This window comes from Cypionkella sp. PAMC25878 (assembly GCF_058135695.1).
Genome location: NZ_CM176871.1, coordinates 4,758,774 through 4,772,009, shown reverse-complemented (window position 1 = coordinate 4,772,009; position 13,236 = coordinate 4,758,774). Strand labels below are relative to the sequence as shown.

At 59.7% G+C, this 13,236-nt stretch carries 12 protein-coding genes; 11 read left to right on the top strand and 1 reads right to left on the bottom strand.

Annotated elements, in window-relative coordinates:
• Window positions 1–32 precede the first annotated feature (32 nt).
• Window positions 33–1,319: an urea ABC transporter substrate-binding protein gene (gene urtA / locus ACS5RD_RS23880; RefSeq protein WP_489929409.1), complete on the bottom strand. Its 1,287-nt coding sequence runs from the start codon at window positions 1,317–1,319 to the stop codon at window positions 33–35.
• A gap of 229 nt (window positions 1,320–1,548) precedes the next feature.
• On the opposite strand from urtA, the gene ACS5RD_RS23875 reads away from it, so the two are divergent.
• The 11 genes from ACS5RD_RS23875 (at window position 1,549) to ACS5RD_RS23825 (ending at window position 13,172) form a co-directional block, all read left to right on the top strand.
• Complete coding sequence (locus tag ACS5RD_RS23875) at window positions 1,549–2,841, top strand: serine hydrolase domain-containing protein (protein WP_489929408.1); 1,293 nt, start codon at window positions 1,549–1,551, stop codon at window positions 2,839–2,841.
• A 9-nt stretch (window positions 2,842–2,850) separates the two neighbouring features.
• Window positions 2,851–3,924 carry a DmpA family aminopeptidase gene (locus ACS5RD_RS23870; protein ID WP_489929407.1) on the top strand — a complete coding sequence of 358 codons (1,074 nt, stop codon included), beginning with the start codon at window positions 2,851–2,853 and terminating at the stop codon, window positions 3,922–3,924.
• Window positions 3,924–4,592: an HAD family hydrolase gene (locus tag ACS5RD_RS23865; protein ID WP_489929406.1), complete on the top strand. Its 669-nt coding sequence runs from the start codon at window positions 3,924–3,926 to the stop codon at window positions 4,590–4,592. The genes ACS5RD_RS23870 and ACS5RD_RS23865 overlap by 1 nt, the downstream gene beginning before the upstream one ends.
• Window positions 4,589–5,545, top strand: coding sequence for a sugar-binding transcriptional regulator (locus ACS5RD_RS23860; protein WP_489929405.1), 957 nt, complete (start codon window positions 4,589–4,591; stop codon window positions 5,543–5,545). The genes ACS5RD_RS23865 and ACS5RD_RS23860 overlap by 4 nt, the downstream gene beginning before the upstream one ends.
• 105 nt (window positions 5,546–5,650) lie before the next feature.
• A complete protein-coding gene (locus ACS5RD_RS23855; protein ID WP_489929404.1) occupies window positions 5,651–6,961 on the top strand; it encodes an ABC transporter substrate-binding protein in 1,311 nt (436 codons plus the stop codon).
• Window positions 6,962–7,095: 134 nt separating this feature from the next.
• Window positions 7,096–7,968, top strand: coding sequence for a carbohydrate ABC transporter permease (locus ACS5RD_RS23850; protein WP_054008185.1), 873 nt, complete (start codon window positions 7,096–7,098; stop codon window positions 7,966–7,968).
• Window positions 7,969–7,977: 9 nt separating this feature from the next.
• A complete protein-coding gene (locus ACS5RD_RS23845) occupies window positions 7,978–8,808 on the top strand; it encodes a carbohydrate ABC transporter permease (protein WP_489929403.1) in 831 nt (276 codons plus the stop codon).
• A 7-nt stretch (window positions 8,809–8,815) separates the two neighbouring features.
• Window positions 8,816–9,817, top strand: a complete 1,002-nt coding sequence (locus ACS5RD_RS23840; protein ID WP_489929402.1) for an ABC transporter ATP-binding protein — start codon at window positions 8,816–8,818, stop codon at window positions 9,815–9,817.
• Entirely contained in the window at window positions 9,814–10,584 is a 771-nt protein-coding gene (locus tag ACS5RD_RS23835; RefSeq protein WP_489929401.1) for an L-iditol 2-dehydrogenase, read from the top strand. Before ACS5RD_RS23840 ends, ACS5RD_RS23835 begins: the two co-directional genes overlap by 4 nt.
• Before the next feature lie 2 nt (window positions 10,585–10,586).
• Window positions 10,587–12,026, top strand: coding sequence for a mannitol dehydrogenase family protein (locus ACS5RD_RS23830; protein WP_489929400.1), 1,440 nt, complete (start codon window positions 10,587–10,589; stop codon window positions 12,024–12,026).
• 117 nt (window positions 12,027–12,143) lie between these two features.
• The gene (locus tag ACS5RD_RS23825; RefSeq protein ID WP_489929399.1) at window positions 12,144–13,172 is read left to right on the top strand and encodes an LLM class flavin-dependent oxidoreductase; all 1,029 of its coding nucleotides are present in this window, start codon (window positions 12,144–12,146) and stop codon (window positions 13,170–13,172) included.
• Window positions 13,173–13,236: the final 64 nt, after the last annotated feature.

Genomic DNA, 13,236 nt, shown 5'->3' with positions numbered 1-13,236 from the left:
TTGGCCCCTCCGCAGGTTTCAAAAGCGGCGGATCAGTAGTTCGACTTCAACTGCACGCAGGTTTTGGTTTCTTTGTTATACATGCCGCATTTCAGGTCTTTCCAATCGGCTTCCAGCACTGCGGATTCCGGCAGGAAATCGGTCCAAGCGTCGCCCGGAACTGGTTCGGTTTGCGAGATGATGTCGAACTGGCCATCGGCGCGGATTTCGCCGATCAGCACGGGTTTGGTCAGGTGGTGGTTCGGCAGCATTTCGGCGACGGTGCCGGTCAGGTTGGGGAACTTCTGGCCGATCATCGCGTCCGACACCGCATCCACATCGGTGGTGCCTGCGGCGGTCACTGCAGCGACCCACATGTTGAAGCCGATATAATGCGCTTCCATCGGGTCATTGGTCGGGCGTTTGTCGTCTTTGATATAGGCGTGCCATTGCTCGATAAAGGCTTTGTTTTCCGGGGTATCGGCGGACATGAAGTAGTTCCAGGCCGCCAAATGGCCGACGAGGTTGGAGGTGTCCAGACCTGCAAGTTCTTCTTCGCCGACCGAAAACGCGCAGACCGGGAGTTTATCGGCGGTCACGCCAGCGGCGGCGAGTTCTTTGTAGAAGCCGATGTTGGCGTCGCCGTTGATGGTGGAAATCACGCCGACTTTTTTGCCATCGGCGCCCAAGGCCACTACGTCACCGACGATTTTCGACCAATCGGAATGGCCGAACGGGGTGTAGTTGACGAAGATGTCTTCTTTTGCGATGCCTTTCGAGACGAGATAAGCCTCAAGAATATTGTTGGTGGTGCGCGGGTAGACGTAATCGGTGCCCAGCAGGGCGAATTTCTTCACGCCGAGTTCTTCGAGGTAGTAATCCACCGCCGGGATCGCTTGTTGGTTCGGCGCAGCGCCAGTGTAGAACACGTTCTTTGACGATTCCTCGCCTTCATACTGCACCGGGTAGAACAGCAGGCCGTTGAGTTCTTCGATCACCGGCAGCACGGATTTGCGCGACACCGAGGTCCAGCAGCCGAACATCACGTCAACCTTGGAGACTGTCAGCAGTTCGCGGGCTTTTTCGGCGAACAGCGGCCAGTCCGAAGCCGGGTCAACCACCACGGCTTCCAACTGTTTGCCGAGCAGGCCGCCCTTGGCGTTTTGCGCCTCGATCAGCATCAGCATGGTGTCTTTCAGCGTGGTTTCCGAAATCGCCATCGTGCCCGACAGCGAGTGCAGCACGCCGATCTTGATGGTTTCTCCGGCAGCGAAGGCAATGCGCGGCAAAGCCAGCGAGGCGATGCCGGAAGCCAGTAGCGCGCGTCTGGTCAGTTTCATGTTGTGTCCCCTGTTGGGCCCGCTCTGGCGCTTCCATTCAAGGGAAGAACGACCATGATGAGAGGGCAGCGTTTGTTGCAAACATGCGGTGGCGAGGCCGTCCAAAACCCTTCGCTGCCGCAAACCCGTTGCTTGAGCAGACCCAAGCTTTTGCAGCAAAGGCCGGGGGGGCCTATGCGGCAACGGTCTTGCGGGGGAAGCTGCCTACAAAAGCGGATGAGTTGGGCAGATGCCCGATTTGTGGGCGTCACGCGATGCTGCAGCGCAGAAAATGGGCGGGGTTTTGTGGGATCGGCGGCGATCTTCGACGCAAAGCCGGAAGAAACCGACATTTGGGGTCGCAGGGCGGGATGGACGGCGGCTGCGGTCTGCCTATGCTGCGGGAAAACGGGCAGAGGGGACGACGATGACGGTTCATGGGTTTACCACGGCAGAATTTGCGCCGCTCAGGGCAGCGTTTGAGGCTTGCTTTGCGCTGGGCCAGCATGGCGGTTCGGTCGCGGTGGTGCATCGGGGCGTGTTGGTGGCGGAGCTGTGGGGCGGGTCTGCGGATGCTGCGGGTGCGCGGGATTGGCAGCAGGATACGTTGGTGAATGTGTGGTCTTGCACCAAGGGCATTGCGGCGGTGGCGATGGCGATGTTGGTGGATCTCGGGTTGGTTGATTACGATCAGCCGATGGCGCGGTATTGGCCGGAGTTTGCGGCGCGCGGCAAGGGTGGGATTACCTTGGGCGAGTGTCTGTCGCATCAGGGCGGTCTGGACGGGCTATCGGTTCCGATGGATTTGGCGGGGCTTTATGCCGGTGCGCCCTATGCCGAGGCTTTGGCCGCGATGGCGCCGTTGTGGCCGCCGCGCAGTCGGTCGGTCTATCATGCGATTTCTTTGGGGGCGCTGGTGGCGGAGCCTTTGCGGCGGGTTTCGGGGCAGGGGTTTGGGGCGTTTTTGGCGTCGCAGATTGCGGGGCCATTGGGGGCGGATATGTTTGTTGGGTTGCCCGAGGCGGAGGAGGCTCGGGTGGCGGAGGTGATCGAAGGGCCGGGGGTGACGGATGGCATCGCGGAGGTGCTGGCCAGTGCGCATCCGAACGCATGGATCAATCCGACGATCCGCCCGACCGAGCCGAACACGCGGGCTTGGCGGGCGGCGGAGATTCCGGGGGCGAATGGGCAGGCGACGGCGAAGGCTTTGGCGCTGATCTATGGGGATTTGGTGTCGGGCGCGTCCAAGTTGCTGTCGGCGCAGGGTTTGGCGGAGGCAAAACAGGTGCGGTTTCAGGGTGTGGATGCGGCGCATGGTGGCGAAGTGGCCTATGGCGCGGGCTTTGGGCTGATGCAGCAGGGCGCACGGTCGGGGAGTTTTGGCCATTCGGGCTGGGGCGGCTGCTTTGGTTTTGCTGATCCGGCGGCGGGGTTTGGCATGGGTTACACCACCAACCACATGCTGGGCTTTGACGACGATATTGATCCGCGCCGCAAGGTGCTTGTCGAATGTGTTTACCGCGTGCTTGATGCGATGAATTGAGAGGTTGCCATGCAAAAACCCCGCGCCCGCGCTCTTGGCCTGCCGTTTGCGGGCACCACTGGACCGCTGAATGCGATCACCGATGTGGCGGGGGTGACGGTGGGGTTTACCACGCTGACCGACCCGGCGCTGAACATGCGGACGGGGGTAACGGCCATTCGTCCCCGCGCCGACAAGGGCGTGCCGGTGCCGATTTGGGCCGGGCATTATGCGCTGAATGGCAATGGTGAGATGACTGGCACGCATTGGATTGACGATGCGGGGTATATGATTGGCCCGGTCTGTATCACCAACACCCATGGCGTGGGGGCGGTGCATCATGGGGTGACGAAGTGGATGATTGAGCATTATGCGGAGTTTTTTGCGCAGGATCACGGCTGGGCGATGCCCGTGGTGGCCGAGACTTATGACGGGGTGTTGAACGATATCAATGCGCTGCATGTCACGCCTGATCATGCGGTGGCGGCGCTGTGGGCGGCGAAGGGCGGCGCTGTGCACGAAGGCTCGGTAGGCGGTGGCAATGGCATGATTGCCTATCAGTTCAAGGCGGGGACGGGGACAGCCTCACGCGTGGTTGAGATTGGCGGGCAGGGCTACACGATGGGCTGTCTGGTGCAGGCCAATCATGGCCGCAGGTCGGATTTTCAGGTGTTGGGCAAGCCGGTTGGCCAGTTGATGCCGGAGGGGGTATTTGACCGGGGCTTGCCGCAGAAGGAAATGGGCTCGATCATCGTGGTGCTTATCACCGATGCGCCACTATCAGGGCTGTCGCTGCGGCAAGTGGCGAAGCGCGCGGCTTTGGGGATCGGGCGCGGTGGTACGCCGGGCGGCAATTCTTCGGGCGATATTTTTCTTGCCTTGTCGGTGGCCAATCCGGGGCCGATGCCGCAGCGGGCGGGGGCGGTGCTGAGCAAGATGGAAGTGAACGGCGAGGCGATTGATCCGCTGTATATGGCGGCGGTGCAGGCAGTGGAGGAGGCGGTGGTCAATGCCATCGTGGCGGGCGAGGATGTGGCGACGTTCAAGCCCAAGGGCCACATTGTGCCGGGCATCGACACCACCCGGTTGGCCGCGCTGTTCTGATGTTTGATCTGGTGATCTTTGATTGCGACGGGGTGCTGATTGATAGCGAGATCATCTCGGCGCAGATGCTGATTGATGCGCTGGCCGAGCGCGGGGTGCAGATTGATCTGGCCTATGTGGCGCGGCATTTTCTGGGGCGCAGTTATCCGACTGTGATGAACACGATCCGCGAACAGTTCAATTTGACGCTGCCGCCGGATTTTGAGGAAGAATATCGCGCGCGGTTGTTGGAGCGGTTTGAGCGCGATCTGAAAGTGATGCCGGGGGTGGCGGAGGTGATTGCGCAAATCGGCGTGCCCTATTGCATTGCGACCTCGTCCAGCCCGATGCGCGCGGCGCGGTCTTTGAACATGGTGGGTCTGGGGCATTTGGCGGAGACTAACCTGTTCACTTCAACATTAGTGGCGCGAGGCAAGCCTGCGCCGGATTTATTCCTCTATGCTGCGCAGAAAATGGGAGCCGATCCGGCGCGCTGTCTGGTGATTGAGGACAGCTTGACGGGCATTCGTGCGGGCTTAGCTGCGGGCATGGTGGTGTGGCGGTTTACCGGCGGCAGTCATCTGAAAGATCGGGCGTTGGATGAACCCGAAGATGCCCGCCCGCATAACAGGTTTGCATCCTTCGCCGCGTTCTACGACATTGCGCCTGAGTTGAAGGGGCGAACATGAGCCGGACCGATCCAGAACCGACGCTGAACGATGAAGCCGCCCGCGCGGGCTGGCTGTATTATGTCGGCGGGTTGACGCAGGACCAGATCGCGACCGAGTTGGGGGTTTCGCGCCAGCGCGCGCAACGTCTGGTCAGCCGGGCGATGGCCGAAGGCTTGATCAATGTACGGCTGAACCATCCGATTGGGGCATGCTTGGATCTGGAGGCCGAGCTGACCCGGCGCTTCGGTCTGCTGCGCTGCCGGGTGGCGCCCAGTCTTGGGCCGGGGGCCGACGGGGTGCGGGCGATCGGGCCAGCGGCGGCGGCGGAGTTGGAGCGATTTTTGCGGATGGCAGCGCCCTCGGTGATCGGTCTGGGCACCGGGCGGGCGATGCGTGGCATGGTCGATGCGGTCTCGCCGATGGATGCCGACCAGCACCGTCTGGTGTCGCTGATCGGCAATATCGCGCCGGATGGATCGGCGTCGTTCTTCGACGTGGTGATGCGGATTTCGGACAAGGTGCGCGCGCCGCACTACCCAATGCTGGTGCCGGTTATCAGCCCGACGCCGCAGGAAAATGCGGCGTTTCATGCTTTGGGTCCGGTGAAAAAGGTGGTCGATCTGGCGCAAGCGGCGGATGTGGTTTTTGTCGGCGTCGGTCAGATGAGCAATGATGCGCCGCTGCTCAAGGATGGATTCGTCACGCGCGCCGAGTTGGACGAGATGCAGGCGGCGGGGGCGGTGGGGGAAGTCGCTGGTTGGGTGTTCGACTCAAGGGGTGTTTACCTTGATGTCGGCACCAATACACGCACAGGTGGAGTTCGAGTCGCGCCTGGGTTGGACAGGCCATCCATCGGAATTGCTGCGGGTGCATCGAAGGTTCCGGCGATTGCGGGAGCGTTGAAATCTCGCATTATCAATGGCTTGGTTACAGATGAGCCGACCGCGCGGGCGTTGCTAAACCGCCTATAATCTTTGCAGATGCGGCGGAAAATGGGGCTTGACGGATCACACCTTTCTGTGAGCATTTACTCAGTAAGCGATGAAATGCTCAATCGCTGATCTGGGAGGATACCAATGAACATGACGCTTCGCGCGCTGCTTGGCGCGACGGCTCTGCTTACCCTTGCGGGTCTTGCATCGGCCGAAACCACGATCACTGTCGCCACCGTGAACAACGGCGACATGATCCGTATGCAAGGGCTGATGGACGATTTCTACGCCAAGAACCCCGACATCAAAGTCGAGTGGGTCACGCTGGAAGAAAACGTCCTGCGCCAGAAAGTCACCACCGACATCGCCACCAAAGGCGGTCAGTTCGACGTGTTGACCATCGGCACCTATGAAGTTCCGATCTGGGGCAAATCGGGCTGGCTGGTCAGCTTGAACGATCTGCCGGAAGCTTGGGACAAAGCCGACCTGCTGCCCGCAATCTCGGGTGGTCTGACGGTGGACGGCGAGCTTTACGCCGCACCGTTCTACGGCGAATCCTCGATGGTGATGTATCGCAAAGACCTGATGGAAGCCGCTGGCCTGACCATGCCGGATGCGCCGACTTGGGCTGACATCGACAAAGCGGCCGCGGCGATGACCGACAAGTCGAAAGAGCAGTATGGCATTTGTCTGCGTGGCAAAGCCGGCTGGGGCGAGAACATGGCTTTCCTGACTGCAATGTCGAATTCGTTCGGCGCCAAGTGGTTCGATATGGATTGGAAGCCGCAGTTCGACCAAAAACCTTGGGCTGATACCTTGGCCTTCTATCTGCACCTGATGAACGATTACGGTCCGCCCGGTGCATCCAACAACGGCTTTAACGAAAACCTCGCGCTGACCCAGCAAGGTCATTGCGGCATGTGGATCGACGCCACCGTTGCGGCATCGTTTGTAACCGGTAAAGACAGCACCGTTGCTGACAAAATGGGCTTCGCTTTGGCACCTGATAATGGTCTGGGCAAGCGCGGCAACTGGCTGTGGGCTTGGTCTTTGGCCATTCCGGCTGGTTCGGCGAAAGTCGATGCCGCCAAGGCCTTTGTGGCTTGGGCGACCTCGAAGGAATACACCGAACTGGTAGCCTCGAAAGAAGGCTGGGCCAACGTGCCTCCGGGAACCCGCACCTCGCTTTATGCGAATGCGGAATACCAAAAGGTGCCGTTCGCCAAGATGACGTTGGACAGCATAAACTCGGCTGACCCGACCCATCCGACCGTCGATCCGGTGCCTTATGTTGGCGTGCAATTCGTTGCTATCCCGGAGTTTGCGGGCATTGCGACCGAAGTCGGCCAGCAGTTCTCGGCAGCGCTTGCAGGCACCACCACGGCGGCTGACGCCTTGGCTGCGGCTCAAGAGTTGACCACGACGGAAATGACCAAAGCCGGTTACATCAAGTAATCAGCGAAGAGGGCGGGGCTGCATCTCCCAAGGGTAGTCCCGCCCTTTATCCGCGCTTCTTGCGCAGACTGACGCAAAAGTCGCCTCAAGACGACCGCGCCCTTTCCCAAAATTTGCAACGGAGGAGGTTCAACATGGCCACCCAGCATTCGCGTATTGCCGCACGCTTCATGGTCGCGCCGTCGGTCGTGCTGTTGTTTCTCTGGATGATCGTGCCACTTGTCACCACGATCTATTTCAGCTTTCTGGATTACAAATTGCTGGTGCCGAAACCATCAACTTGGGCCGGATTTGACAATTATTACTACTTCCTGACCGACCGCACCTTCCTCGCCTCGATCCTGCATACGCTTGCCATCGTGTTGGGGGTTTTGTTCATCACCGTGGTGGGCGGCATCCTGCTGGCGCTGCTGATGAACATGCCGTTCTGGGGCCAAGGCATTGTCCGAGTGCTGGTGATAGCCCCGTTCTTCGTGATGCCCACGGTGTCAGCTTTGGTCTGGAAGAACATGTTTATGAACCCGGTGAATGGCATGTTTGCCCATATCGCCAAGGGGTTGGGGCTGCAGCCGTTTGATTTCTTGTCCCAAGCCCCGCTGCTCTCGATCATAGGTATCGTCGCGTGGCAGTGGTTGCCCTTTGCGACGCTGATCCTGCTGACCTCGTTGCAATCCTTGGATGGTGAGCAGCAAGAGGCCGCCGAGATGGATGGCGCAAGCGTGCTGAGCCGGTTTTTCTACCTCACCGTGCCGCATCTGACCCGCGCTGTGACCGTGGTGATCCTGATCCAAACCATCTTCCTGCTGGCCGTATTTGCCGAGATTTTCGTCACCACAAGCGGCGGTCCGGGCACGGCGACAACGACGATTTCCTACCTCGTATATATCCAGTCGCTGGTCAAATACGACGTCGGCGCTGGCTCTGCGGGCGGCATTATCGCGGTCATTCTGGCCAATATCGTTGCCTTCTTCGCGATGCGAATGATTGGCAAGAACCTGGACGCGTGAGGAAAAATCATGGCACGCAGCACAACAACAAATAGCAAAGTCATCGTTACCATCGGGGCATGGCTGGTTGGCTTTCTGATTTTCTTCCCGATCCTGTGGATCTTCCTGATGAGTTTCCACACCGAGGGCGACGCGATCAAATCGCCGTTCGCGATGCTAGCATCGCCTTGGACAACCGAAGCCTATCAGGCGGTGCAGACCCAGAACAGCTACGGTAAGTTCTTTATGAACTCGGTGGTGATCTCGGTCGGCTCCACGGTTCTGGCGCTGATCATCGGCATCCCTGCGGCTTGGTCGATGGCCTTCGTTCCCGGCAAAAAGACCAAAGACCTGCTAATGTGGATGCTGTCGACCAAGATGATGCCCGCTGTCGGCGTATTGATCCCGATGTATCTGGGCTTCAAGGTGACGGGCCTCTTGGACACCCGCACCGGGTTGGTCGCCATCGGAACCCTGATCAACCTGCCGATCGTGATCTGGATGCTGTACACCTACTTCAAGGAAATCCCCGGTGAAATCCTTGAGGCGGCGCGGATGGATGGCGCAAGCCTTAAATCGGAAATCCTCTATGTGCTGACGCCGATGGCGCTGCCCGGCATTGCCTCAACCCTGCTGTTAAACGTCATTCTGTCGTGGAATGAGGCGTTCTGGTCGCTGCAACTGACCACTTCGGATGCGGCACCACTGACGCAGTTTATCGCCAGCTTTTCGGCCCCAGAGGGTCTGTTCTACGCAAAACTTTCGGCGGCCTCGACCATGGCCATCGCTCCAATCCTGATCATGGGCTGGTTCAGCCAGAAACAATTGGTCCGCGGCCTGACCTTCGGCGCGGTGAAGTGAGGAAATCATGGGTAAGATTGTTCTAAAATCGGTGCGCAAATCCTTTGGCGACGTGCATGTCATTCCTTCCGTCGATCTGACGATTGAGAATGGCGAGTTCGTGGTGTTCGTCGGCCCCTCAGGTTGTGGCAAGTCCACTCTGCTGCGGCTGATCGCGGGGCTGGAGGATACCTCATCTGGCACCATAGAGATTGATGGCAAGGATGCCACGGCGCTGCCCCCTGCCAAGCGTGGCTTGGCGATGGTGTTCCAGTCTTATGCCTTGTATCCGCATATGACGGTGCGCAAAAACATCATGTTCCCGCTGAAAATGGCCGGGATGGATATTGAAGCGGCGACCAAAAAGGCCGACGCCGCCGCCAAGGTGCTGAACCTGACCAGTTATATGGAGCGGAAGCCGGGTCAGCTTTCGGGCGGTCAGCGTCAGCGGGTGGCGATTGGCCGGGCGATTGTGCGCGAACCCGCAGCCTTTCTGTTTGACGAGCCGTTGTCGAACCTTGACGCGGCCTTGCGTGGCAATATGCGGTTGGAGATCACCGAACTGCACCACACGCTGAAAACCACGATGATCTATGTGACGCATGATCAGGTCGAAGCCATGACCATGGCCGACAAGATCGTGGTGCTGCAGGCGGGCAATATCGAGCAGGTTGGCTCGCCGTTGGATCTGTACAATCACCCAGCCAATGTGTTCGTCGCGGGTTTTATCGGCTCGCCCCGGATGAACCTTTTGACCGGCGCGGATGCGCAGGCGATGGGGGCGACGACGATTGGGGTGCGGCCCGAGCATATTGATATCTCGACTACGGCGGGCAAGTGGAAGGGCATGGTTTCAGTGGCCGAACTGCTGGGCTCTGACACCTTCCTGCACGTCAATGTCGAAGGCCATGGCTCGATGACGGTGCGGGCGGGCGGCGATGTTCCCCTGCGCTACGGTGACACGGTTTATCTCTCACCGCAGGACGGCAAGGTGCATCGCTTTGGCGCGGATGGAAAGGCAATCGCATGAGGCTGACTGGAAAAACCGCCCTTATCACCGGGTCGGCCCGTGGCATTGGGCTGGAGTTCGCGCGCGCCTATATCGCCGAGGGCGCCACGGTTGCCTTGGCCGATATCAATGCCGAAGCGGTTGCGAAAGCTGCTGCTGCCTTGGGGCCGAAGGCGATTGGGGTGCAGATGGATGTGACCTCGCAAACGTCGATTGACGCGGGGTTTGCAACCGCGATTGAGCAGATGGGCTCGTTGGACATTCTGGTGAACAACGCCGCTTTGTTCACCGCCTCGCCGATTGCCGAAATCACCCGCGCCGATTATGACCGTTTGTTCGCAGTGAATGTCTCGGGCACTTTGTTCTGTATGCAGGCCGCCGCGAAACACATGATTGCGCGCGGAAAAGGTGGAAAAATCATCAATATGGCGTCGCAGGCAGGGCGTCGGGGTGAGGGCTTGGTGGCTGTTTACTGTGCCACCAAAGCCGCGGTGATCAGCCTGACGCAAAGCGCTGGCTTGGGGTTGATCGGGGATAAGATCAACGTCAATGCGATTGCCCCCGGCGTGGTGGATGGTGAGCATTGGGATGGCGTCGATGCCTTCTTCGCCAAGTATGAAAATAAACAGCCGGGCCAAAAAAAGCGCGAAGTTGGGGCTGCTGTGCCCTTCGGGCGGATGGGCACAGCAGCGGACCTGACCGGAATGGCAATTTTTCTCGCCACGCCCGAGGCCGAATACATCGTCGCGCAATGCTTCGGCGTTGACGGCGGCAACTGGATGGCATGAACATGAATGACAGTTCACAAACCGCGAAAATGCCTGCCTATGATCGCAGTAAGCTGACCCCCGGTATTGTGCATATCGGTCTGGGCAACTTCCACCGCGCGCATATGGCGGTTTACTTGGATGATCTGTTCGCGATGGGATTGGCGCATGATTGGGCGATCCTTGGCGCGGGCGTGCGCGAGGGCGATGCGCGGATGCGCGAGGCGATGTTGGCGCAGGATTGTCTGTCGTCGATCATCGAGTTGGACCCGAAAGGAAAATCCGCCCGCCGGATCGGGGCGATGATCGGCTTTATCGAAGTGCAGCCGGATAATGCCGCGTTGATTGCCGCGATGGCGAAGCCGGAAATCCGCATTGTCAGCCTGACCGTCACCGAAGGTGGCTATTTCATCGACCCCGCGACGGGGGAATTTGACCCGAAAGCGCCGGAAATCGCCGCAGATGCCGCCAACCCACACCGTACTGCTTTTGGCGCGATCATTGCAGCGCTGAAAGCCCGCCGCGCCGCTGGGATTGCGCCATTTACCGTGATGTCCTGCGATAACCTGCCCGGTAACGGTCATGTTACCGAAGCCGCCGTCGTGGGCCTTGCGCGTCTGTCCGACCCCGCTTTGGCCGATTGGATCAAGGCCAATGTCGCCTTTCCGAACGGCATGGTTGACCGGATCACTCCCGCTACAGGCCCGCGCGAGCGCGCTATGGCCGCCGCTTTTGGCCTTGGCGATGATCCGGTTCCCGTCACCTGCGAACCCTTCCGCCAATGGGTGCTGGAGGATAATTTCCCTGCTGGTCGTCCGCCCTTGGAAAAGGTCGGCGTCACGCTTTCCAATAACGTGCACGTCTATGAGGCGATGAAAATCCGTATCCTGAACGGCGGCCACGCCACCATTGCCTATCCCGGCGGTCTGCTGGATATTGAGTATGTGCATGAGGCGATGGCGCATCCGCTGATCCTCGGCTTCCTGAATAAACTGGAAACCACCGAGATCATCCCCACCGTCGCCCCGGTCCCAAACACCAATCTTGTGGATTACTACGCCAAGATCGTCGAGCGGTTCTCGAACCCCGAAGTTGCTGATACCGAGCGCCGTCTTTGCCTTGACGGTTCCAACCGCCAGCCGAAGTTTATCGTGCCGCCGTTGCGTGATCGCTTGGCAGCGGGGCAATCTTGTGATGGCTTGGCCCTCGTCTCAGCGCTTTGGTGCCGTTACTGCACCGGCACTTCGGACAAAGGCACCTACATCCCGCCGAACGATCCGAATTGGGAGGCTTTGCAAGTCACCGCCAAAGCCGCCCAAAGCAACCCGCAGGCTTGGCTGGATCAACGCACGATCTATGGCGATCTGGCCGACAACCCGATCTTCCAAGTGGCCTTTGCCACCCAACTCGCCCGCGTGCGCGACGAAGGTACGGAAGTGGCATTGCGCAGCTACATCGGCTGATCCCTATCGAACAGCTGATGTGCAGCCGCGCGGACTTCCCCATACGCGCGGCTGCGCCTATTTCTGGCTCAACAGATGAGCGCGCAGGATCGTCCCGCGCCGCTCTGGGAGACAGATATGACTATCGAACTTGGCCTTGATACCTTTGGCGACGTGACCATCGACGTCAGCGGCGCGCAGAAACCGATGGATCAGGTGATCCGCGATGTGGTCGAAGAAGCCGTGGTGGCGGATCAGGCGGGTGTGCATTTCATCGGCTTGGGCGAACATCACCGCCCGGATTTCGCGATTTCCTCGCCCGAGGTGATCTTGGCGGCCATCGCCGGACGCACCAGCAAGATCCACTTGGGCACCGCCGTGACGGTGCTGTCGTCGGATGATCCGATCCGGGTGTTCCAGCGGTTCTCAACCCTGAACGCGATCTCAAACGGTCGCGCCGAGGTGATCTTGGGGCGTGGCAGCTTCACAGAAAGCTATCCGTTGTTCGGCTATGCGATGGACGACTACGAACTGCTATTCGAGGAAAAGCTGGATATTTTCGCCAAACTGGTGCGAGAGCCTAGCCTGACGTGGCAAGGGGAAACCCGCACGGCGTTGAAAAACCAGATCGTTTATCCTCCGGTTGGCCCGAAGCAACTGACCACTTGGGTCGGCGTTGGTGGCAGCCCGGAATCGGTGGTGCGGGTGGTGCGGCAGGATTTACAACTGATGCTGGCGATCATCGGCGGCGATCCCCGGCGGTTCCTGCCCTATATCGACCTCTATCATCGCGCGGTGGACCAGTTGGGCAAGACTGTGCGCCCGATCGGCATCCATTCGCCGGGGTTTGTCGCGGAAACCGATGAGGCCGCGCAAGAGGCGCTTTGGCCGCATTACCAAACCATGTTTGGCCGTCTGGGCCGCGAACGTGGCTGGCCACCGACGACCAAAGAGCGGTTCTTGGAGGAAGTTCACCACGGCTCGCTCTATGTCGGCTCACCGGAAACCGTGGCCAAGAAGATCGCGGCGACGATCCGCGATCTGAAGATCCAGCGGTTTGACATGAAATATGCGACCGGGCCGCAGCCGCATGATCAGCTGATCAGCTGTATCCAGCTTTACGGCGAGAAGGTGATTCCGATGGTGCATGATCTGCTGGCGGCCTAACACCGCGAAGTGATGAATCCTTGAGCAAAAGCTGCGGCGGGTCGCCCCCGTCGCAACTTTTGCC

Bases quoted from the DNA above. Each gene is read 5' to 3' on its own strand.
- ACS5RD_RS23870 (WP_489929407.1), top strand. From the start codon at position 2,851: ATGCAAAAACCCCGCGCCCGCGCTCTTGGCCTGCCGTTTGCGGGCACC.
- ACS5RD_RS23860 (WP_489929405.1), top strand. From the start codon at position 4,589: ATGAGCCGGACCGATCCAGAACCGACGCTGAACGATGAAGCCGCCCGC.
- ACS5RD_RS23835 (WP_489929401.1), top strand. From the start codon at position 9,814: ATGAGGCTGACTGGAAAAACCGCCCTTATCACCGGGTCGGCCCGTGGC.
- ACS5RD_RS23825 (WP_489929399.1), top strand. From the start codon at position 12,144: ATGACTATCGAACTTGGCCTTGATACCTTTGGCGACGTGACCATCGAC.
- ACS5RD_RS23845 (WP_489929403.1), top strand. From the start codon at position 7,978: ATGGCACGCAGCACAACAACAAATAGCAAAGTCATCGTTACCATCGGG.
- ACS5RD_RS23855 (WP_489929404.1), top strand. From the start codon at position 5,651: ATGAACATGACGCTTCGCGCGCTGCTTGGCGCGACGGCTCTGCTTACC.
- ACS5RD_RS23840 (WP_489929402.1), top strand. From the start codon at position 8,816: ATGGGTAAGATTGTTCTAAAATCGGTGCGCAAATCCTTTGGCGACGTG.
- ACS5RD_RS23875 (WP_489929408.1), top strand. From the start codon at position 1,549: ATGCCCGATTTGTGGGCGTCACGCGATGCTGCAGCGCAGAAAATGGGC.
- ACS5RD_RS23865 (WP_489929406.1), top strand. From the start codon at position 3,924: ATGTTTGATCTGGTGATCTTTGATTGCGACGGGGTGCTGATTGATAGC.
- ACS5RD_RS23850 (WP_054008185.1), top strand. From the start codon at position 7,096: ATGGCCACCCAGCATTCGCGTATTGCCGCACGCTTCATGGTCGCGCCG.
- urtA (WP_489929409.1), bottom strand. From the start codon at position 1,319: ATGAAACTGACCAGACGCGCGCTACTGGCTTCCGGCATCGCCTCGCTG.
- ACS5RD_RS23830 (WP_489929400.1), top strand. From the start codon at position 10,587: ATGAATGACAGTTCACAAACCGCGAAAATGCCTGCCTATGATCGCAGT.